Annotated in this window: 21 protein-coding genes; 16 read left to right on the top strand and 5 right to left on the bottom strand. The window is 60.6% G+C overall.

The window, feature by feature from the left end:
* Positions 1 to 113: 113 nt before the first annotated feature.
* Complete coding sequence (locus ACN0Q0_RS07040) at positions 114 to 329, bottom strand: DUF1127 domain-containing protein (RefSeq protein ID WP_417242674.1); 216 nt, start codon at positions 327 to 329, stop codon at positions 114 to 116.
* A gap of 274 nt (positions 330 to 603) precedes the next feature.
* Here ACN0Q0_RS07040 and kdsA point away from each other — a divergent pair, with 274 nt between their 5' ends.
* From kdsA to ACN0Q0_RS07025, 3 genes are all read left to right on the top strand, one after another.
* Positions 604 to 1,434, top strand: coding sequence for a 3-deoxy-8-phosphooctulonate synthase (gene kdsA, locus ACN0Q0_RS07035; RefSeq protein WP_417242673.1), 831 nt, complete (start codon positions 604 to 606; stop codon positions 1,432 to 1,434).
* A gap of 355 nt (positions 1,435 to 1,789) precedes the next feature.
* Positions 1,790 to 2,128, top strand: coding sequence for a TfoX/Sxy family DNA transformation protein (locus tag ACN0Q0_RS07030; RefSeq protein ID WP_417242672.1), 339 nt, complete (start codon positions 1,790 to 1,792; stop codon positions 2,126 to 2,128).
* Positions 2,129 to 2,233: 105 nt separating this feature from the next.
* A complete protein-coding gene (locus ACN0Q0_RS07025; RefSeq protein WP_417242671.1) occupies positions 2,234 to 2,410 on the top strand; it encodes a YqaE/Pmp3 family membrane protein in 177 nt (58 codons plus the stop codon).
* Between the two features lie 118 nt (positions 2,411 to 2,528).
* Here the strand turns inward: ACN0Q0_RS07025 and ndk are convergent, their stop codons facing one another.
* Positions 2,529 to 2,951 (bottom strand): nucleoside-diphosphate kinase, encoded by a 423-nt coding sequence (gene ndk, locus ACN0Q0_RS07020; RefSeq protein WP_417242670.1) that lies wholly within the window; start codon positions 2,949 to 2,951, stop codon positions 2,529 to 2,531.
* 160 nt (positions 2,952 to 3,111) lie between these two features.
* Here ndk and ACN0Q0_RS07015 point away from each other — a divergent pair, with 160 nt between their 5' ends.
* The 3 genes from ACN0Q0_RS07015 (at position 3,112) to ACN0Q0_RS07005 (ending at position 6,340) form a co-directional block, all read left to right on the top strand.
* On the top strand, positions 3,112 to 4,965 hold the full coding sequence (locus ACN0Q0_RS07015) for an ABC-F family ATP-binding cassette domain-containing protein (protein WP_417242669.1): 1,854 nt from the start codon (positions 3,112 to 3,114) through the stop codon (positions 4,963 to 4,965).
* Between the two features lie 135 nt (positions 4,966 to 5,100).
* On the top strand, positions 5,101 to 5,730 hold the full coding sequence (locus ACN0Q0_RS07010) for a MarC family protein (protein WP_417242668.1): 630 nt from the start codon (positions 5,101 to 5,103) through the stop codon (positions 5,728 to 5,730).
* Between the two features lie 31 nt (positions 5,731 to 5,761).
* Complete coding sequence (locus tag ACN0Q0_RS07005; protein ID WP_417242667.1) at positions 5,762 to 6,340, top strand: retropepsin-like aspartic protease family protein; 579 nt, start codon at positions 5,762 to 5,764, stop codon at positions 6,338 to 6,340.
* Between the two features lie 38 nt (positions 6,341 to 6,378).
* Here ACN0Q0_RS07005 and ACN0Q0_RS07000 read toward each other — a convergent pair whose 3' ends face one another.
* Both ACN0Q0_RS07000 and ACN0Q0_RS06995 read right to left on the bottom strand, forming a co-directional pair.
* Complete coding sequence (locus ACN0Q0_RS07000) at positions 6,379 to 6,852, bottom strand: DNA polymerase III subunit chi (protein ID WP_417242666.1); 474 nt, start codon at positions 6,850 to 6,852, stop codon at positions 6,379 to 6,381.
* Positions 6,853 to 6,858: 6 nt separating this feature from the next.
* Positions 6,859 to 8,325 (bottom strand): leucyl aminopeptidase, encoded by a 1,467-nt coding sequence (locus ACN0Q0_RS06995; protein WP_417242665.1) that lies wholly within the window; start codon positions 8,323 to 8,325, stop codon positions 6,859 to 6,861.
* Positions 8,326 to 8,498: 173 nt separating this feature from the next.
* Between ACN0Q0_RS06995 and lptF the strand changes: the two genes are divergently transcribed.
* The 10 genes from lptF (at position 8,499) to ACN0Q0_RS06945 (ending at position 18,791) form a co-directional block, all read left to right on the top strand.
* Positions 8,499 to 9,641, top strand: coding sequence for an LPS export ABC transporter permease LptF (gene lptF, locus ACN0Q0_RS06990; protein ID WP_417242664.1), 1,143 nt, complete (start codon positions 8,499 to 8,501; stop codon positions 9,639 to 9,641).
* On the top strand, positions 9,638 to 10,735 hold the full coding sequence (lptG, locus tag ACN0Q0_RS06985) for an LPS export ABC transporter permease LptG (RefSeq protein ID WP_417242663.1): 1,098 nt from the start codon (positions 9,638 to 9,640) through the stop codon (positions 10,733 to 10,735). The genes lptF and lptG overlap by 4 nt, the downstream gene beginning before the upstream one ends.
* 11 nt (positions 10,736 to 10,746) lie before the next feature.
* On the top strand, positions 10,747 to 12,903 hold the full coding sequence (locus tag ACN0Q0_RS06980; protein WP_417242662.1) for an LPS-assembly protein LptD: 2,157 nt from the start codon (positions 10,747 to 10,749) through the stop codon (positions 12,901 to 12,903).
* An 85-nt stretch (positions 12,904 to 12,988) separates the two neighbouring features.
* Positions 12,989 to 14,269, top strand: a complete 1,281-nt coding sequence (locus ACN0Q0_RS06975; protein WP_417242661.1) for a peptidylprolyl isomerase — start codon at positions 12,989 to 12,991, stop codon at positions 14,267 to 14,269.
* A gap of 21 nt (positions 14,270 to 14,290) precedes the next feature.
* On the top strand, positions 14,291 to 15,274 hold the full coding sequence (pdxA, locus tag ACN0Q0_RS06970) for a 4-hydroxythreonine-4-phosphate dehydrogenase PdxA (protein WP_417242871.1): 984 nt from the start codon (positions 14,291 to 14,293) through the stop codon (positions 15,272 to 15,274).
* Entirely contained in the window at positions 15,271 to 16,113 is an 843-nt protein-coding gene (rsmA, locus tag ACN0Q0_RS06965) for a 16S rRNA (adenine(1518)-N(6)/adenine(1519)-N(6))-dimethyltransferase RsmA (RefSeq protein ID WP_417242660.1), read from the top strand. Before pdxA ends, rsmA begins: the two co-directional genes overlap by 4 nt.
* 156 nt (positions 16,114 to 16,269) lie before the next feature.
* A complete protein-coding gene (locus tag ACN0Q0_RS06960; protein ID WP_417242659.1) occupies positions 16,270 to 16,518 on the top strand; it encodes a PepSY domain-containing protein in 249 nt (82 codons plus the stop codon).
* A gap of 89 nt (positions 16,519 to 16,607) precedes the next feature.
* Entirely contained in the window at positions 16,608 to 17,165 is a 558-nt protein-coding gene (locus ACN0Q0_RS06955) for a cytochrome b/b6 domain-containing protein (protein WP_417242658.1), read from the top strand.
* A 24-nt stretch (positions 17,166 to 17,189) separates the two neighbouring features.
* The gene (locus tag ACN0Q0_RS06950) at positions 17,190 to 17,696 is read left to right on the top strand and encodes a helix-turn-helix transcriptional regulator (RefSeq protein WP_417242657.1); all 507 of its coding nucleotides are present in this window, start codon (positions 17,190 to 17,192) and stop codon (positions 17,694 to 17,696) included.
* 78 nt (positions 17,697 to 17,774) lie between these two features.
* Positions 17,775 to 18,791: a glycosyltransferase family 2 protein gene (locus ACN0Q0_RS06945; protein WP_417242870.1), complete on the top strand. Its 1,017-nt coding sequence runs from the start codon at positions 17,775 to 17,777 to the stop codon at positions 18,789 to 18,791.
* 129 nt (positions 18,792 to 18,920) lie between these two features.
* On the opposite strand, the gene ACN0Q0_RS06940 is transcribed toward ACN0Q0_RS06945, so the two are convergent.
* Entirely contained in the window at positions 18,921 to 19,580 is a 660-nt protein-coding gene (locus tag ACN0Q0_RS06940) for a DUF4167 domain-containing protein (RefSeq protein WP_417242656.1), read from the bottom strand.
* Positions 19,581 to 19,767: the final 187 nt, after the last annotated feature.

Below are 19,767 nucleotides of genomic sequence, written 5' to 3'. Positions count from 1 at the left end.
CGGGCATCTACACGCCGCCACCGGGCAGGTCGCAAAAAACCCGCGCCAAACGGTGCGGGTTTTTGTGTGGATCAGCGGGAGGAGGTGCCGACCACGAGGGATTGAATGTCCGCTTAGACAGCGGCGGCAGCCTGTTGGGCGATATCGCGGATCTGGCCGCGCGAAATGCCGATGTCTGTCAGGTCACGGTCTGTCATCTGGGCCAGTTCGTTGTAGATTTTTTCGAACTCGGCACGTTGTGCACGCCAGTGACGCAGACCCTCGACGGCACGTTCGAAACGCACGGCAAGAGGATCGTGGGAAAAGAGGATTTGAGTTGCATAGGCCATATCGGTCTCCAGTATGCGGGCCTGTCAGTCAGGCCCTTTTGAGTGATTGGGCCTTCGTTCTGCGGCCCGTTTCGGATAGGCTTAAGATGGACCTTAAAGCGCTTTGGGACAATCGCCAAGACGGTCAACCCATTATGCGCCACACGCATAGCCACCACAGTTAACGCATAATTAAGATCCCCCCGTTCATTCAGGCCCGCGCTGATCCTGTCCCGCTCTCTTGCCCATCCACGCCCATCCGTGGTTTATGTGCGGCAACCAAAGGGGCTTTGACATGACACGCGCAACACCCGTCTCCATCGGCACCGTTACCCTGTCCAATGATTTGCCGTTCGGATTGATCGCGGGGCCGTGCCAGTTGGAAAGCCTTGATCATGCGCGGATGCTGGCCGACAAAATCGCCGCCGCCTGTGCCGCGACAGGCACCCCGTTCATCTTTAAAGGCTCCTATGACAAGGCCAACCGTTCGTCCTTGGGCGGCATGCGTGGATTGGGCGCCGACGAGGGCCTGGGCATCCTGTCGAAAATCCGCGCCGAGTTCGGCTGTCCGGTGCTCACCGACGTGCATGAAACCACCCAATGTGCCGCCGCGGCCGAGGCCGTGGACATGCTGCAAATCCCCGCCTTTTTGTGCCGCCAAACCGATTTGTTGGTGGCCGCGGGCGAAACGGGCAAGGCGATCAATATCAAAAAGGGGCAATTCCTTGCCCCGTGGGACATGGACAATGTTGCGCAAAAAGTCGCCTCGACCGGAAACACCAACATTATGCTGTGCGAGCGCGGCACCTCGTTTGGCTACAACACCCTTGTGAGTGACTTTCGCGGTCTGCCCCGCATGGCGCAAACGGGCTATCCGGTCTGCTTTGACGCCACCCATTCGGTGCAGCACCCCGGCGGGCAAGGCACCGCATCGGGCGGGGACCGCACCATGGTGCCGCATCTGGCGCGGGCCGCGATTGCCGTGGGGGCCGCGTGCCTGTTTATCGAGACACACCAGGATCCGGACACGGCACCCTCGGACGGGCCGAACATGATCCGCATCGACGATCTGGCGGGATTATTGGGAACGCTGCACGCGATTGATAGCGTGGTCAAAGGGCGCTAGCCGCCCGAAAACGGTAAACAGACCCTTACCCGAACACCCCCGCCCTCAAACCAAATTTGTCGCAATTTACCCCAGTATGGCACGCAATGGTCAAGATTGGGTCGCGCCACCGGCATAGTGTTTTGACCAAATGAACGCACTTTTGGTTTAAAACGTATGAGGTCTATCATGGCTACGGCAACACAACCACTTCCCCGTCAACCCGTCAAAACCGCCCCCGCGGGTCCACGCAAACCACCAAGCAGCGCCCCTGTGAATTTTCAGGATTGGGCCGACATCTAAGGTTTGCGCATTGCGTTTGCGTTTTGGCGTTTCGCGATTAGACTGACGGCCCGTCACCACATGAGGGCCGCGCATGTCATCTCCCGTCTCAAGCATTCGAAACCTTGGTCCGGCCTCTGATGCAAGCTTTGCGCGGGCGGGGATCACAAGCGCCGAACACTTGCGCGAGATGGGCGCAGATACCGCCTATGGCCGCCTTTTGGCCCATGGCACACAGCCGCATTTCATCGGGTATTACGCGCTTGTCATGGGGCTTCAGGGGCGTCCGTGGAATGACTGCAAGGGCGACGAGAAAAAGGCGCTGCGCGTGCGGTTCGACGCGATCAAGGCCGCCGCCCTCACCGACACAAACGCACCCCCCACGGGGATCGAGCGGATTCTGGATGCGATCGGCACAGGCGCAAAGCGCTGACCCCGAAACAGGCACGAAGCATCCGTCTTCGTTTTCGTTTTCTGGAACAAAACCGCCACGGGCCACGTTTCTTTCTCAACGCACCATTGAAAAGGAGCCCCCGCCATGGACCTCATTCGCATTCTTCTCGCCGTCATCCTGCCGCCGCTCGGGGTGTTTTTCCAAGTGGGCCTCGGCAAACAGTTCTGGCTCAATATCCTTTTGACGCTTCTGGGGTATATTCCGGGGATCATACACGCCGTCTGGATCATCGCACGCACGCCTGACACACGGTCGATCTGATCCGCACCCCAATCTGTCGTGTGACCCTCATGCGGCCACACCCCTATCCGCCACAAAAAGGCCGCCCGTTTCGGGGCGGCCTCTCTTACATCATGTTCGCGGTTTCGCGGGGCGCGGCTTAGCCGACCAGTTCAAGACCGGAAAAGAAGTACGCGATTTCGACAGCAGCCGTTTCGGGCGCATCGGAGCCGTGAACGGAGTTTTCACCGATGGAGAGTGCGAACTCTTTGCGGATTGTGCCCTCTGCGGCGTCGGCGGGGTTGGTGGCGCCCATCACTTCGCGGTTTTTCGCGATGGCGTTTTCACCTTCGAGAACCTGAACAACGATTGGCTCGGAGATCATGAACTCACACAGTTCACCAAAGAAGGGGCGCTCTTTGTGTACACCGTAGAATTCCTGGGCTTGCGCAAGGCTCAACTGGATCCGCTTGGATGCGACAACGCGCAGGCCTGCTTCTTCGAATTTGGCGACGATGGCGCCGGTCAGGTTGCGTTTGGTGGCGTCGGGTTTGATGATGGAGAATGTGCGCTGAATAGCCATGATGGACCTCATTGAATTGCGTTGATAACGGGAACGGGCGCGACGATTGCCGCCGCACCCGTTGATTGCGCGCCGATTACCATGAGGATGCGTGTTTGAAAAGCCATGATTGCGAAAGCGGCGATTGACGCGGGACGCAAACACAGGCAATGGAAGCCCCATGCTTAAAATCCACGATATCACATATTCCGTCGAAGGCCGCACTCTGATCGAGAACGCGTCTGTCACTGTCCCCACCGGCCACAAGGTTGGTATTGTCGGCCGTAATGGCGCCGGCAAAACCACGCTGTTCCGCATCATCCGCGGCGAGCTTGGCCTCGAGGGCGGGTCGATTGAAATCCCGCGCGGGGCGCGCATCGGCGGGGTCGCACAGGAGGTGCCGGGCAACGAGGTGTCGCTGATCAACACCGTGCTTGCCTCCGACGAGGAACGCGCGTCCTTGATGGCCGAGGCGGAGACCGCCACGGACCCGCATCGCATTGCCGACATCCAGACCCGTCTGGCCGATATCGACGCGTGGAGCGCCGAAGGGCGTGCCTCAAGCATTCTCAAAGGGTTGGGTTTCACCGAGGCCGAAATCCACATGCCCTGTTCCGCCTTTTCGGGCGGGTGGCGGATGCGTGTGGCGCTGGCCGGTGTGCTGTTCTCGCAGCCCGACTTTCTGCTGCTCGACGAACCGACCAACTACCTCGACCTCGAGGGCGCATTGTGGCTTGAGACCTACCTTGGCAAATACCCGCACACGGTGCTGTTGATCTCGCACGACCGGGCGCTGTTGAACCGTGCCGTGGGGGCGATTTTGCACCTGGAGAGCAAGAAACTGACGCTTTATACGGGCGGCTACGACGATTTCGCCAAGGCCCGCGCCGCCAAACGTGCCGTCCTTGCGGCGGCGGCCAAGAAACAGGACCTGCAACGCGAGCACCTGCAAAGCTTTGTGGACCGGTTCAAAGCCAAAGCCTCGAAAGCGAAACAGGCGCAGTCCCGCGTCAAGATGCTTGAAAAGATGGAAAAAATCACCGCGCCCGAAGATGCGGCGCGGGTTGTGTTCACCTTCCCCGAACCCGAAGAGCTGTCGCCGCCCATCATCAGCATGGAAAGCGCGGCCGTGGGCTATGACGGCAAACAAATCCTCGGCAAGCTTGACCTGCGCATTGATCAGGACGACCGCATTGCCTTGCTCGGGCGCAACGGCGAGGGCAAATCGACGCTCTCCAAATTGCTGTCCGACCGTCTGGATCCGATGGGCGGCCGCGTGACGCGCCACAACAAATTGCGCATCGGTTTCTTTGCGCAGCACCAAGTGGACGAATTGCACCTCAACGAGACGCCCATTCAGCACCTTCAATCCGCGATGCCGGGTGTGTTGCCGCCCAAACTGCGGGCGAAACTGGCGACCTTCGGCCTTGGGGCCGATCAGGCCGACACCGAGGTCGGACGTCTGTCCGGGGGCCAAAAGGCCCGCCTGTCGCTGTTGCTTGCCACGCTTGATGCGCCGCACCTGCTCATCCTCGACGAACCGACCAACCACCTCGATATCGAGAGCCGCGAGGCGCTTGTCGAGGCGCTGACCGCCTACACGGGCGCTGTGGTTCTGGTGTCGCACGACATGCACCTGCTCTCGCTTGTGGCCGACCGTTTGTGGCTCGTCAAAGATGGCCGTGTCGCGCCCTACACGGACGATCTGGAGGCCTACCGCAACCTGTTGTTGCAAGGCGACGAGAAACCCAAAGCCGAGAAAAAAGCCAAACCCGTGGCCAAACCCGTGCGCAAAGCCACCCGTGAGGACATTCAGGCCCTCAAAGTGGAGGCGAAAAAGTGCGAGGCACGCATGAGCAAGCTTGAGGACATGTCCAAAAAGCTACAGGTCAAACTGGCGGATCCGGCGCTGTACGAGGACAAAGAGGCGGCTGTGATCTGGCAAAAGAAATACGCCGAGGTCTGTGATGCTCAGGAGCGCGCCGAAGAGTTGTGGATGATTGCGCTTGAAAAACTGGAGGCGGCGCAGGGATGATCCCTGCCCGCTTGGCCAAGGCCACGCCCCACCCGTGAGCGCGACGAACAACCCCGCGCCCCCATCACAAAGATTGCGTTAGAGCGCCGCCCATGTTTGGGTGCGGGTCTAACCGCGCTAGACACAGGACCGCCCATGCCCCACACCGAGATCATCACCGCCTTTGTGACGCTCTTTGTGATCATTGATCCCATCGGGCTTGCGCCGCTGTTCGTCGGCCTGACGCCAAGTTTGAACGCAAAACAACGCCGCGCCATCGCGTTTCGCGCCGTGTTCATCGCCTTTTGCATTTTGACGCTGTTTGGCGTTCTGGGCGATCAGGTGTTGACCTTTGCAGGGATTTCCATGCCCGCGTTCCGCATCGCGGGGGGATTGTTGTTGTTCCTCACCGCGCTCGAGATGCTGTTCGAGAAACGCACAAAGCGGCGCGAAGAGCACGCACAACACCCCGAACACCAACCCGTCGAAGACCCCTCCGTGTTCCCCTTGGCCACGCCGCTTCTCGCCGGTCCGGGTGCGATTACATCGATGATTTTGTTGATAGATCAAAGCAATGGCGTGGTCGGCGCCCTCATCATCGAGGCGGTTCTGGTGTCGGTGCTCCTGATCGTGTTGCTGTTCTTTATCGTCTCGGGATTTATGGAGAAAATCCTCGGGGCCACGGGCATCAATGTGGTGACGCGCATTTTCGGGATGCTGCTTGCCGCGCTGTCTGTCCAGTTTGTGATCGACGGTGTGCGCGATGTGGTCGCTTTGTCCTACTGACATTCGGGTCGCGCCCCCCTATCTATAGCTTATGACAGCCGATGACACCGCCCGCATTTTGTATCTTTCGCTCCTGCTTGGCGCAGTGGGCTTTTACTATCTGATCGCCAACCGCAAACGGATGGGACAAATGGTGCGCCATGCTGTGCTTTGGGCGCTGATCTTTATCGGGATCCTTGCGGGCGTTGGTCTGTGGACCGACGTCAAACCCCGCCTTGCACCCGCGCAGATCAACCACGGCAATGGCGTTGTTGAAATTCCGCGCGACCGTGGCGGGCATTACGTTGTCACCGCAAGCGTCAATGGCGCAAATGTCGAATTTCTGGTCGATACCGGCGCATCCAACGTGGTGCTATCGGCACAGGATGCCGCACGGGTCGGGATCAATGTCGATGATCTGGCCTTTGTGGGTCAGGCCCAAACCGCCAATGGCACCGTGCGCACCGCCCCCGTGCGCATCGACACCCTTGAAATCAGCGGGATTCAGGACGACCGCGTCAAGGCCTATGTGACCGACGGGGAGCTGTTCGGGTCGCTGTTGGGCATGGAATACCTGCAGCGGTTTGACAAGATCGAGATCACCCGCGACAAGATGATCCTCACGCGCTAGGCTCTTGGCCCTTGGCCCTTGGCTCTTGACGACAAGGCTCAGGCTCCGGGTGTCTTTTTGTCGTCTGTGTCGGCCTTTTTCTCCCATCGTCCCGAGTCCTCGGACCAATATTGCGCCGCACATCCCGCATCGGTGAGCGCTTTCCATTGCGTGCGGGCATGGGCCACCGCCGCCCCGTCATGCCCGTCGAACAAGATGCACACACGCTCCGCCGCCGCGATGTCGTCCGCGCTCACTTCCGCGCCCTCGATTGCCAGAATACAACGCGCGCCATTGCCGCCCGCCGCCGTGGTCAGCAACACGGGCTGATCGGCATCGTGGTCCCCGCCCGCAATGCCGTGAGGCAAAAATCCCTCGCGTTGCCACAGACTTGCGTCCAGACGTTGAAGCGTTTGATCCACACGCCCGCGCACCTCGACACGCCACCCCGCCCCGAGCGACTTTTCCACCAAAGTGGCCAAAGTCACGTCGAGCGGGTTGCGCGTGAGGTGGTAAAAATAGGCGGCGCCCATCGGGATTTATTCCACGACCAGATCGTCGATCAGACGGTTGAGCGCCAAAACGCCCCATCCGGTCGCGCCCTTTGGCGCCATCGCGGTGGGCGCTTTGACCTCCGCCACGCCCGCAATGTCGAGGTGGATCCACGGGGTCCCCTCCTTGACGAAACGCTGCAAATACTGCGCCGCCGTAATCGACCCTGCCGGACGGCCACCAACGTTTTTCATATCGGCCACGTCGGATTTGAGTTGCTTGTCGTAGGACGCGCCAAGCGGCAGACGCCATGCGCCCTCGCCCTCGATTTCCGCGGCCTTGAGGAAGGATTTGCAAAACGCATCATCATTGGAAAACACACCCGCGTTGTCATGGCCCAACCCGATGATCACCGCGCCCGTGAGGGTCGCCAGATCGATCATGCCGCGCGGGGCAAAACGCTCTTGTGTGTACCACATCACGTCGCACAGAACCATGCGGCCCTCGGCGTCGGTGTTGATGATTTCCACCGTGTCCCCCTTCATCGATTTGATCACATCACCGGGACGGATCGCATTGCCGTCGGGCATGTTTTCGACCAACCCGACAAGGCCCACAACGTTGGCTTTGACGCCGCGCAGGGCGATGGATTTCATCACACCGGCCACAACGCCCGCGCCGCCCATGTCCATGGTCATGTCTTCCATCCCGGCGGCGGGTTTGATGGAAATGCCGCCCGTATCGAACACCACACCTTTGCCCACGAGCGCCAATGGCGCGTCGCCTTTGACACCCTTGTTCCACTGCATCACCACGACCTTGGACGGGCTGCGCGAGCCCTGCCCCACGGCCAGAAGCGTGCGCATCCCAAGCGCCTCAAGGGCGGGTTCGTCAAGCACTTCGACCTCGACCCCCAAGGCGGTGAGCGCCTCGAGACGGGTGGCGAATTCGGTGGTGGTCAGAATGTTCGCAGGCTCGGTGACGAGATCACGGGTAAAGAACACCCCCTCGGCCAAGGCACTCACGGAGGCGGCATCGACCTCCTCGGGTTTGGTCACGGCCAGGGTCACATGTGGCACCTCTTTGGCGGGACCGGCGGAGGTGTGATCGGTGAATTTATAGGCTTTGAGCAAAGCCCCCAGAGCCATATCGCCGCCACGTTTGGGGTTGGTCGCCAAAATCAACGCGCCGGTCTTGCCCATTGCGGCGCCGATGCTTGCGCCGGCCTTGCGGGCCAGATCGGGCGCGGTGTTGCGGGCCAGTTTCACGACCAGAAGCGTCTCGGTGGCCATGCCCGTGGGAAACGCCAATGGGATTGCGTCGCCCTCATCGAGTTTGGCAAACCCGTCACTGTCGGTCACGCGTTTCACCGCGCCTTTGGTGAGGCGGTTCACGCGGCGGGCGGCCTTGCCCAGAGTGCCATCCGGCCCCACCATAACGGCCACAGTTGCGGTGCAGGCCTCAATGGTATCAAGGTCGGTTTCGGTCACGGTCAGGGCGGCGGGTGATGTCATGGTCAACTCCTAAAGTGTCACATTGGGGTGGCGCGTGCAGCGCGCGGATGGCATTTGCCCTATTGGTAGCGGGCGCGCGCCACCGTGACCAGAGCACTTTCCCGCTTTCAGACCCACGCGCATGGCGCTAAGGTCATGCAAATGCTGCGTCATGTCCTTGGGGGGACAGGTTTTTGGGTAGATTCGATAGATACCTGCTTCAACAATTGTTGATGCTGTTCGGGTTTTTCTCGCTCGTTCTCATCCTCGTGTTCTGGGTCAACTCGGCCGTGTCGCTGCTTGATAAACTGTTGGGCGATGGTCAATCGGCACGGGCATTTTTCTATCTGACCTTGTTGTCCCTGCCCTCCGTGATGTCCAAAGTCCTTGCTATTGCGGGGTTTGCGGCGACGGTGTTTGTCACCAACCGCCTGTCCTCGGAGTCGGAATTGGTGGTGGTGCAGGCCTCCGGCTATTCGCCCTACCGCCTGTCGCGGGCGGTGTTTGTCTTTGCCCTGATCGTGACAATGATGATCGGGGTTTTGTCACATGTCCTTGTGCCGATGTCGGTGCGTGAGACGGCCCTGCGCCGCGCCGAACTGGCGCAGGATATGACCGCGCAATTTCTCACCGAAGGCAGTTTTGTCCATCCGGGCGACGGCGTGACCTTTTATGTGCGCGAAATTACGCCTGCGGGGGAACTGTTGGACATTTACCTGTCGCGCAAGGATGACAACGGCGACCGCCAGAGCTTTAACGCCACCCGCGCCTTACTGGTGCGCGAAGACAGCGGTCCGATGCTTTTGATGTTCAACGGCATGGCCCAGGATTACGACAGCGCGGATCGCCGCCTCGCCGTGACGCGGTTTGAAAGCTTCGCCTACGCATTGGGGTCGTTTCTCGACACAGGTGTGGCGCCAAGTCCGACAGTGACGGCAACAGACAGCCTGACATTGCTGTTGGCCTCACCGGCGCAACGCGCCGCGCTCGGGACCACACCGGAGGTCATTCGCGCGGTGCTCCATGATCGCAATGGCGGGCCGCTTTTGGCCTTGGCGGCGGCCATGATCGGATTTGCGGCACTGTTGGCGGGCGGGTTTTCACGCTTTGGCCTGTGGCGTCAGATCCTGTTTGCCATCGTGCTGTTGATTGTGGTCAAAATGCTCGACACCTCTGCCACGCGGGCATTCCGGCGTGATAACACCCTGTGGATTGCGGTCTATCTGCCGACACTGGCCGGATTGGGCATGGCCTATGCGCTGTTGTGGCGTGCCGCCCATCCGCGACTGCGCCCGATGAAACCCGCCCCCGCGACACAACGGGTGGATGCGCCATGATACTGGATGCCTATCTTGCACGGCGGTTTGCGCGGGCCTTGCTTATCGTTGGTGGCGCGTTTTCGGGCCTCACGGTGATGATTGAAATGATCGAACAGCTCCGGCGGTTCGCCGCGGCCGATCTGGGGATCGGGACGCTGTTTTCGCTGTCGCTGTTGCGGTTGCCTGCCGCCATGTACGATCTGTTGCCGATCGTCGTGGCTCTGGCGACCCTCGTCATGTTTCTGGGCCTCGCACGGTCGTCCGAACTGGTGGTCACACGGGCCGCAGGCCGCTCGGCGCTTCGGGCCTTGGTGCCGCCCGTGGTGGTGGCCTTTGTCTTTGGCCTGTTGACCGTGGCGGTGCTCAACCCGCTCTCGGCGGCGGCATCGCGCGAATACGATCAACGCGAAGCCGAGATCGCGGGCGGTGGGACACAGGCATTTTCCGTCTCCGACGAGGGGCTGTGGCTGCGCGAGGGCGATGGAAACGGTCAGACCGTCATTCGCGCCTCACGGTCCAATTTCGACGCCACAACCCTGCGCGACGTCACCTTTCTCGGGTTCGAGACCGATGGCAACCTGACCTACAGGATCGAGGCCGACGAGGCCCGGATCGGGCCGGAAAACTGGGAGCTCAAGGGCGCGAAATACTGGCCTTTGGCCGACACCCTGAACCCCGAGGCCGAGGCCACGCTGCACGAGACGATGACGCTCCCGACACAGCTTTCGCCCGACGAGATCCGCAACCGGTTCGGCAAGCCCAAAGAGATCAGCATCTGGGATCTGACCGCCTTTATCGACAAACTCGAAGCCGCAGGATTTTCCGCCCGCGCCTACAAGATGTGGTTTCAAAGCGAATTGGCCTTGCCACTAACGTTTGTTGCGATGGTGCTGATCGGGGCGGGACTGACCATGCGCCACACCCGTCTGGGCGGAACCGCCCCGCGCGTTCTCATTGCCATTCTGCTCGCCTTCCTGTTTTTCTTTCTGCGCAACTTTGCTAATATTCTGGGACAGAACGGCGAGGTGCCGATATCACTCGCCGCATGGGGCGCGCCTTTGGCGGTCATTCTTGCCGCAACGGCGTTGTTATTGCATTTGGAGGACGGTTGATGGTGTCGCGCATGTTTCTTCGCGCAGCCTGTCTGTCGCTTGCGGGAATCACGGGCGCGGTGCCGTTTTCCGGCGTGCAATCGTGGTCCACGGCCATGGCACAAGAGCGCCCGGCAGCGACACTTCTGGCCGATCAGGTGCGCTTTGACGGGGCGCGCCTCACGGCGCAGGGCAATGTCGAGGTGTTCTACGGCGATGTGCGCCTGACCTCGGGCCAGATCGTGTACGATCGCGCAGACGGATCGCTCGGCATCACCGGCCCCATTCGCCTCATTGATGCCGATGGGACAATGGTCATTCTGGCGGATGCCGCGCAACTTGACGCCGATCTGCGCAACGGCATCCTCACATCCGCGCGTCTGGTGATCGACCAACAACTGCAACTGGCAAGCACACAGATCAACCGTGTCGACGGGCGCTACACCCGACTGTCCAATACCGTGACATCAGCGTGTAAGGTCTGCGCGGGCAATCCTGTGCCGCTTTGGGAAATCCGGGCCGGCGAAGTGATCCACGATGCGCAAACACGGCAACTGTATTTTACGAACGCACAGTTTCGACTGGCGGGCGTGCCGGTGATGTATTTGCCGCACCTGCGCCTGCCCGACCCCACGTTGGAACGGGCAACGGGGTTTATGATCCCGAGCCTGTACAGCTCGACCACATTGGGTTGGGGCATCAAGGTGCCCTATTTCATCAAACTGGGCGACCACCGCGACCTCACCGTGACCCCGTTCGTGTCAACCGCGACGCGGACCCTCAACCTGTCCTACCGACAGGCCTATGTGAACGGCGACATCGCGGCACAGGGCGCAGTGACATCCGATGATTTGTCCGACGGGCTGCGCGGCTATGGCTTTGTGGAGGGGGCATGGGATGTCGGACAGGGGTATTCGCTCGGGATCGACCTGCGGGCGGCCTCCGACATCTCCTATCTGGTCGACTACGGCATCTACTCCGGTGACCGTCTGAATTCGGACATCACCCTGTCGCGCTTTGGCGCCGATGCCGCGTTTGACGCCACGCTGATGACCTCGAAGACGCTGCGCGAATCCGAACAAACCATCAAGGACACGATCCCGTTTGTGTTGGGCGAGGCCAATTTCGAGAAAAGCACCGAATTGGCCCGCCTTCCCGGAACCTTGACCTACGGGCTGTCTGCCTCGGGGTTTATCCGCAAATCCGATGCGGATTCTGCCTTGTCGACGGATGCGGGGGGGCTGGATGTCTTGCGGGTCGGCGGATCGGTGGATTGGGCGCATAGCCATATCATCGGGCCGGGGCTGCGCTTTGGTGCCGATGCGGGGGTGGGCGTAAACCTCTACGCCATTCACCAGAACAGCGACTATGACAGCACGGTGGCACGGACCACACCCTATGGCGCGGTACAGCTCAGCTACCCGTTGGTGCGCACCTCGACACGCGGCGCCCGACAGGTGCTTGAACCCTTTGCCCAACTCGGATGGGCGCAGACCTACGGCGGCGATGTTCCGAACTCGGACAGTACGGTCGTGGAGTTTGACGAGGGCAACCTCATGGATCTGACGCGGTTTGCCGGATATGACCGCGCCGGATCGGGCGCCAGTTCCGCCCTCGGCCTGCGGTTCACCTCCGTCAGCGATCACATGGGGTACGGGGTCACATTGGGGCGCGTCGATGAAATCTCCCCCGCGACCGAGACCTCCCTGTTCGGGACGGGGGCCAACTGGATTATCGGCGGCTATGTCACCCTGTCCAACGGGCTGAACCTGACCACGCGCGGCGTGTTTGACGATGATTTGAGCGTTGCGGCGTGGGAAACACGGTTCGATCTGTCGCGTGAGACATACGCGGTGTCGGGGACACATGCCTATGTCGTGGCCGATGCCAACGCGGGGCGCGACACGGATATCAACGAGCTGCAACTGGATGGGTCGTTCGATCTGGGCCGCTACTGGACCGCCAGTGCCGATATCCGTCACGACCTGAACGACGACCTGACCAATTCGGCGGGGCTTGGCCTGTCTTTCGAAAACGAATGCACCAAAGTAACATTGGGGGCAACGCGGCGCTACGCCGATACAACCGCCCTTGACCCCGACACGTCCTATTCGCTGACCATCGGGTTCGGGGCCTTCGGGGCCAAATCGAACCGCACCACAGGGTCGTGCGGATTGGCCACGCCCTAAGGGACCGCGCAATCCGCTTGGCCCGAAAGCCGAAACCAACTAAGAAGATAACACCTGACGACGAGAGAATAAAATGAGGGCGAGCATGAGACGCACAACGCAAGACGTCGAGACCGGTCACCGCAGTGGCCGCACGCACCGCTTTATGCGGATTATGGCCTGTGCCGCGCTGGCCTTGACCATGATGTCGACCGCGATTGCCCCCCGCGCCGCCGTGGCGCAAAACCTCTTTGCCCCCGTGGTTCAGGTCAACGATCAGATCATCACCCGCTATGAGGTCAATCAACGTGTCATGTTGATGAGCGCCATCGGTGGCGGGGCGACGGAAAAGGTGGCCCTTGAGGCCCTGATCAACGAACGCCTGCAGATCGCGGCGGCAAAACGCGTTGGGCTTGTCGCCACCGAAGACGGGATCAAAGCAGGGATCGAAGAGTTCGCGGCCCGCGGGAACCTGTCGGGTGACGAACTTTTGGACTTTTTGGCAAAACGCGGCGTTGCCTATGAAAGCTTTCGCGACTTCGTGACGGTCGGCATTGTGTGGCGCGATTACGCCCGTAGCCGTTTTGGCGCCAAAATCACCATTTCCGAGGCGGAAATCGACCGGGCCTTGCAACAGAACGGGCCTTCGGGTGGCTTGCGCGTCTTGCTGTCCGAGATTTTCCTCCCCGCCCGCACCCCCGCCGAGCGCGCCGCCTCCGAGCGCCGCGCCGCAAGCATCGCCGCCAACCCGACCATTGCCGCCTTTGCCGCCGCCGCACGCACCTATTCGGTTGCACCGAGCAAAGGCAAAAGCGGGCGCCTTGACTGGGTGTCGGTTGGCAATCTGCCTGCCCCGCTGCAATCGGCTGTCACCTCACTGCCCACGGGCGGGGTCACGGCACCGCTGTCAACGGGCAATGCCATCGGCATTTTCCAACTGCGCGCAATCGAGGAAACCGATGCACCGACACCGACCCCCGCCTCCATCAAATACGCCGCCTATTACATCGGGGGGGGACGCAGCGAGGCCGGACTGGCCCGCGCCGCAAAAATTGCCGCACAGGTCGATACCTGCGATGATCTCTACGGCATTGCCAAGGGCGAGCCCGAAAGCACGCTCGAAATCGACACGCTCCCCTTTGCCGACATTCCCGATGATGTCGCCGTCGAATTGGCGCAACTGGACACGGGCGAGGTGTCCACGGCACTGACCCGCACGAACGGCCAGACGCTTGTGTTCTTGATGATGTGTGGACGCAACTACGCCGAAACGGGCGACGCCAACCGCGACGCCGTGCGCAACAGTCTGCAGGGCAAACGCCTCACCGCACTTGCCGATAGCTACCTGTCCGAGTTGAAAGCCGACGCGGTTATCACCTACAAATAAGGAGCGCGAGCCATGACAGGCGTGCCTGCACCGATCGCGCTGACCTGTGGCGAGCCTGCGGGCGTTGGTCCCGAACTGGCGGTAAAAGCCGCCACCCTGCTTGAGGGGCGCGTGCCGTTCTTCTGGATCGGGGATCCGCGCCACCTGCCCCATGGTGCGCAGGTGGTGGAAATCACCGCACCCGCCGGGGCGCTGCACATCCCCACCGGCCATCTGGCCGTGTTGCGTCACGACTTTGCCAAGCCCGCGCAATGTGGCACACCCGATTTTGCCAATGCACAGGGCGTGGTGGACGTGATCAGCCGCGCCGTGTCGCTCACCCGTTCGGGGGAGGCCTCCGCCGTGTGTACAGCCCCCATCAACAAAAAAGTTCTTCAGGACGGCGCGGGCTTTGCCTATCCGGGTCACACCGAATTTCTGGCCCATTTGGGCGGGATCGATCGCGTGGTGATGATGCTCGCCTGTCCCGAGTTACGCGTGGTGCCGACGACGATCCATATCGCGCTCAAAGATGTGCCCGAGGCCTTTACGCCCGATCTTTTGGACGAGACGATCCGCATCACCGCCGCGGATCTCAAACGGTTCTGGGGGATCTCCAATCCGCGTATTGCCATCGCGGGGCTGAACCCGCACGCCGGCGAAGGTGGCGCCATGGGCCACGAGGAAGGCGACTGGATGATCCCGTTGATCGCGGGTCTGCGCGCCGAAGGCTACGCGATCAAAGGGCCGATGCCCCCCGACACCATGTTCCACGCCGCCGCCCGCGCGGGCTACGACGTGGCCATTTGCGCCTACCACGATCAGGCACTGATCCCGATCAAGACCATTGATTTTGCGGGCGGCGTCAACGTGACGCTCGGCCTGCCCTTTATCCGCACCTCTCCCGACCACGGCACCGCCTTTGACATCGCGGGCAAAGGCGTGGCCGATCCCACTTCCCTCATCGCGGCGCTCGACATGGCGTGGCACATGGCGCATGCAAGCGCGAAAGGCCCATCCCAATGACCGCTCTCGACGGACTGCCGCCCCTGCGCGATGTGATCGAACACCACGACCTTGTGGCCAAAAAATCCATGGGTCAGAACTTTTTGCTCGACCTCAACCTGACCGCCAAAATCGCCCGTCAAGCGGGGGATCTGAGCCAGTGTGATGTGCTTGAAATCGGTCCCGGTCCGGGTGGATTGACCCGTGGCCTGTTGGCCGAGGGCGCGCGCAAGGTGCTTGCCGTGGAAAAAGACCGCCGCGTGATGGGCGCCCTTGGCGAAATCGCCGCGCATTACCCCGGCCGCCTTGAGGTGATCAACGCAGACGCGCTGACGCTGAACCCGCTTGAGCGCCTCACGCCGCCTGTGCGGGTGGTGTCAAACCTGCCCTATAACATCGGCACCGAATTGCTCGTGCGGTGGCTGACCCCCAAAGAGTGGCCGCCCTATTGGAGCTCACTCACGCTGATGTTCCAAAAGGAAGTGGCCGAGCGCATCGTCGCCCAACCGGGAACCAAGAAATACGGCCGTCTCGCGATTTTGAGCCAATGGCGGGCCACCCCGCACATCGTGATGGAATTACCGCCCGAGGCCTTTAGCCCGCCGCCCAAAGTCCACTCTGCCGTGGTCCATCTCGAGGCCCTTGCTGCGCCACGGTTCGAGGCCGATCCGAAAGTGTTGGAACGCATCGTCGCCGCAGGGTTCAACCAACGCCGCAAAATGCTGCGCGCCTCGCTCAAAGGGGTGGCAAGCGATATTCAGGACCGCCTTGAGAGCGCAGGAATCAAACCCACCGACCGCGCCGAACAGGTGCCGATCGAGGGATGGTGCGCCCTGGCCCGCGAGGTCGCCAAGGGGTAGACCCAAGGCGCATTTGCCTCAACCGGAGTCATAATCGGCACCACTCCAACTCCGGTTCAATCGTCAAACAGGGCCTGATCCGTCATGTCGGGATCAGCAACGGGATGCACTGGCACCCGTTTGCCCCACCCTATCTCTCACATCAGGATCCCCGACATGAAACACACCCTTCTCTACGCCACGCTTGTCGCAGCGGCCTTCACCGCTTCGGCCTTTGCCGCAAACACGGTTGAACTGACCGATGCCAACAAGGCAACAATCACCAAACTGCTGACCGATCAGGGCTACGATGTTGGCAAAATCAAACTCGAACATGGTCTGTATGAAGCCTATGCCAAAAAAGATGGCAGCAAGTTCGAAGTGATGCTCGACGGTGATTTCCAGATTGTCGAAATCAAGGACTGATCCCGTTTGCACCCTCATGTCCGGCGCGGCCGTGTCCCTGCGTCGCGCCGGACATTCGCCCCACATATTTGCGCAAAAAGGGTTTTCCCATGTCCGCACACCGAACCGCCGACCCCACATCGCCTGCCGGCAAGGCCGTTAAAATATGGGACCCGTTTGTGCGCCTGTTCCACTGGTCTCTGGTCGGGTGCTTTGCCGCCAACGCCCTGTTTGTGGATGACGAAAGCGACCTGCACCTGATCATCGGCTATGTGATCATGTCACTGGTCGCCGCGCGGGTGGTTTGGGGGTTTGTCGGGACGCAATACGCCCGCTTTTTCTCCTTTGCACCCTCGGTATCCGGCGCCCTTGAGCAGGCCGCCGATATGGTGTCGGGCCGCACCCATATTCACAAAGGCCACACGCCGCTCGGGGCCTTGATGATCTACAACCTGATCGCAACCCTTGCCATCATCGGCCTGTCGGGATGGATGATGACCACGGATCTGTTTTGGGGCGTTGAATGGCCCGAAGAGCTGCATGAAATCGCCGTTACATGGGCCGAGATTTCCGTTGTCGCCCATATCGTCGCTGTCATCTATGAAAGCCGCCGCACATCCGTGAACTTGCCCCGTGCCATGGTGACAGGGTACAAACACCTGCCCTGACCGGCCACGCAAAAGAGGTCCGAAATGTCAAAGACGTTCCCCTATAAAACCCCGCTCGTCCTGGTCATCCTGATTTTGGTACAGGCCTTTTGCACGGTGTTCTTTGCCTCCGACCTCATCACGGATATCATCGCAAACGGCGCGGCGTGGGGGCGTCACATCACCATCGAGGCCATCGCCGCCGCGGCCCTCGTGGTGGCGATGATCGTCGAAACCCGCGTCCTGTTGACCCTCGCGCGGCGCAAAGCACGGTTGGAACAAAGCCTTCAGGTCGCACAAAGCGCCGTGTTCGACATCATTGAAACCTGCTTTGCCGATTGGAAGCTGTCGCCCGCGGAATGGGATGTGGCAACGTTTATGGTCAAAGGTCTGTCCATCGATGAAATCGCAGAGATACGCGGCAATAAGCCCGGCACGATCAAGGCGCATCTCAACACCATCTACCGCAAATCCAACAGTCGCAACCGCGCCGAATTGATGTCCAACCTGATCGACACGCTGATGATGGAACAGCCCCGAAAACAGGGGTGAATATCCATCGCAGGGGGTTGAACAAACCGCCATGGGACGTAAAATCGCACCATAATCTGACACGTATTTTAGGCGGCTATCATTTCCAGTTTCGCGACCCTCGTCACAACAGCAAAAAACGAAGCCCCCTATATCTGGGAATGGGTTGCCTATCACCGCGCCCTCGGGTTCGACAACATTATCATGTTCCAGAACGATTCCGATGATGGCACGGGCAAGATCATGCAGACCCTCGCAAAGGCGGGTGTGGTGCAATATCTCTACAACTCTGCGCCGCGCGGCACCCATCAGGTCCGCGCCTATAAACGCGCCACCCGTCAAGCCGGATATCTCTCTGCCGACTGGATCATGGCCCTCGATCTGGACGAATTTCTGGTGATAAACACCGATGACGGCACGCTTGGATCTTTGATCTCGGCCCTGCCCGCAAAGACCGATTGCGCCTTTCTCAACTGGAAACGGTTCGGGACAGGCCATCAACGTAAAATCGACCACGGGTTGGTCACGGACCGGTTCACCCTATGCGAATACGACAGATGGGTTGCGAACCGCACAATTCCGTTCAAATCCCTGTTTCGAAATGAAAAGTTCCTGCGGCCCGGGGTCCACCGCCCGCGCCTGAAAAAGGGCGACACCGCTCCGCGCACCTATGTGAACGGATCGGGCCTTCGCGAGGGCGCGTTCGAGCTGCGCAACTATCAATGCTCCGACCCCGAGATGCGCAAACTGGCTCAAATCAACCATTACATCACCCGCGACGCACAAAGCTTTACACTCAAGGCCTATAAGGGCAGTGCGCATCAGGCCAATCGCAGCATCGATCACAGCTATTGGACCAAGCGCAACAAAAACCAGATGGAAGATCTGCGGGTGCAGAGGTTCCGGGACCGTTTGATCGCGGAAATGGACCGGATCAATGCGGCCACGGATGGGGTCATCGGCCAGTTGACGCGCTTGGCCGTCGACGCTCACAAAGACCGTTTTCGCCAGATTGTGGCGGACCCCGCGATGGCAAAGCTCCACCGGTTTTGCGCCTCGCGGCCACAGGTGCCAGACGCCTTGCGCGTAGAGCCCGCCGAAACGCTCACGCCCTAACCGCAACCGGAGCAGACCCGAAGAAAAACCCGCGCCTCGGATGAGGGCGGGTTTTTGGGATCACCTGTCGTCCATTTGGCGCCGGTCCGCCTGCGCGGGACCGCTCGCCTTCACGCCCTTCGGCGTGGTTTATTCCGCGGCAGTGGATGTGTCGGTTTTGCCGTCGCCTTTGCCCGTGTCCGATGATGTCTCGGTGGCGGCTTTATCACCGCGTGGGGCGCGGGGTTTGCGCGGCGCGCGGGCGCGCTTTGGCTTGGGGTCTGGCTTGGGCGCCTGCTCGGGCGTCTCCACAAGACCGCTGTCGTTTGCATCCTCCGATGACGCATCGCGGGCCGGCTCGTTAAAGGCCAGATCAGGCTGTGCGCCCTCACCCGCCACAGGGGCGGCGGCGGCCTGACGTTCGTCATGCTTGCGCTGACGCTCAGCCCGTTCTTCGTCGTGGCGTTTTTGACGCTCTTCGCGCTCGGCGCGTTCCTCGTCCTGACGCTTCTGGCGCTCTTCACGTTCGCGTTCTTGTTGCTCGCGTTGCGCGTCCAGCTCTTTTTGAGCTTCGCCCAACATCCGCACATAGTGCTCTGCGTGCTGTTGGAAATTCTCTGCGGCCACGCGGTCATTGCTCAGCTGTGCATCACCGGCCAACTGATTGTATTTATCAATAATTTGCTGCGGCGTGCCGCGCACGCGGCCCTCTGGCCCAGAGCTATCGAACACCCGGTTTACAACGTTTCCGACAGTATTTGAACGGTTACGGTTGTTCTTTGACCGCGAGCGATTTTTCGTAGATCTCATGTATTTGCCTTTTGAGCCTAAATGCGCCGATTATAATCGGTGGCGCGTGCCATACTCTTGGTGCGTCTCAAGCGCTCGGGAATGAGCGATGCGAGGCCTGCACTATTCGGGTAGGTGTGATCGGGGCCAAACGGCCCACTGAACACGGGTTTAATCACCACATTCCGCCTTACTTTACAAGGCGTTT

It is taken from the genome of Celeribacter sp., assembly GCF_048259695.1.
Taxonomy (GTDB): Bacteria; Pseudomonadota; Alphaproteobacteria; order Rhodobacterales; family Rhodobacteraceae; genus Celeribacter.
This window is presented reverse-complemented; position numbering and strand designations above follow the sequence as displayed.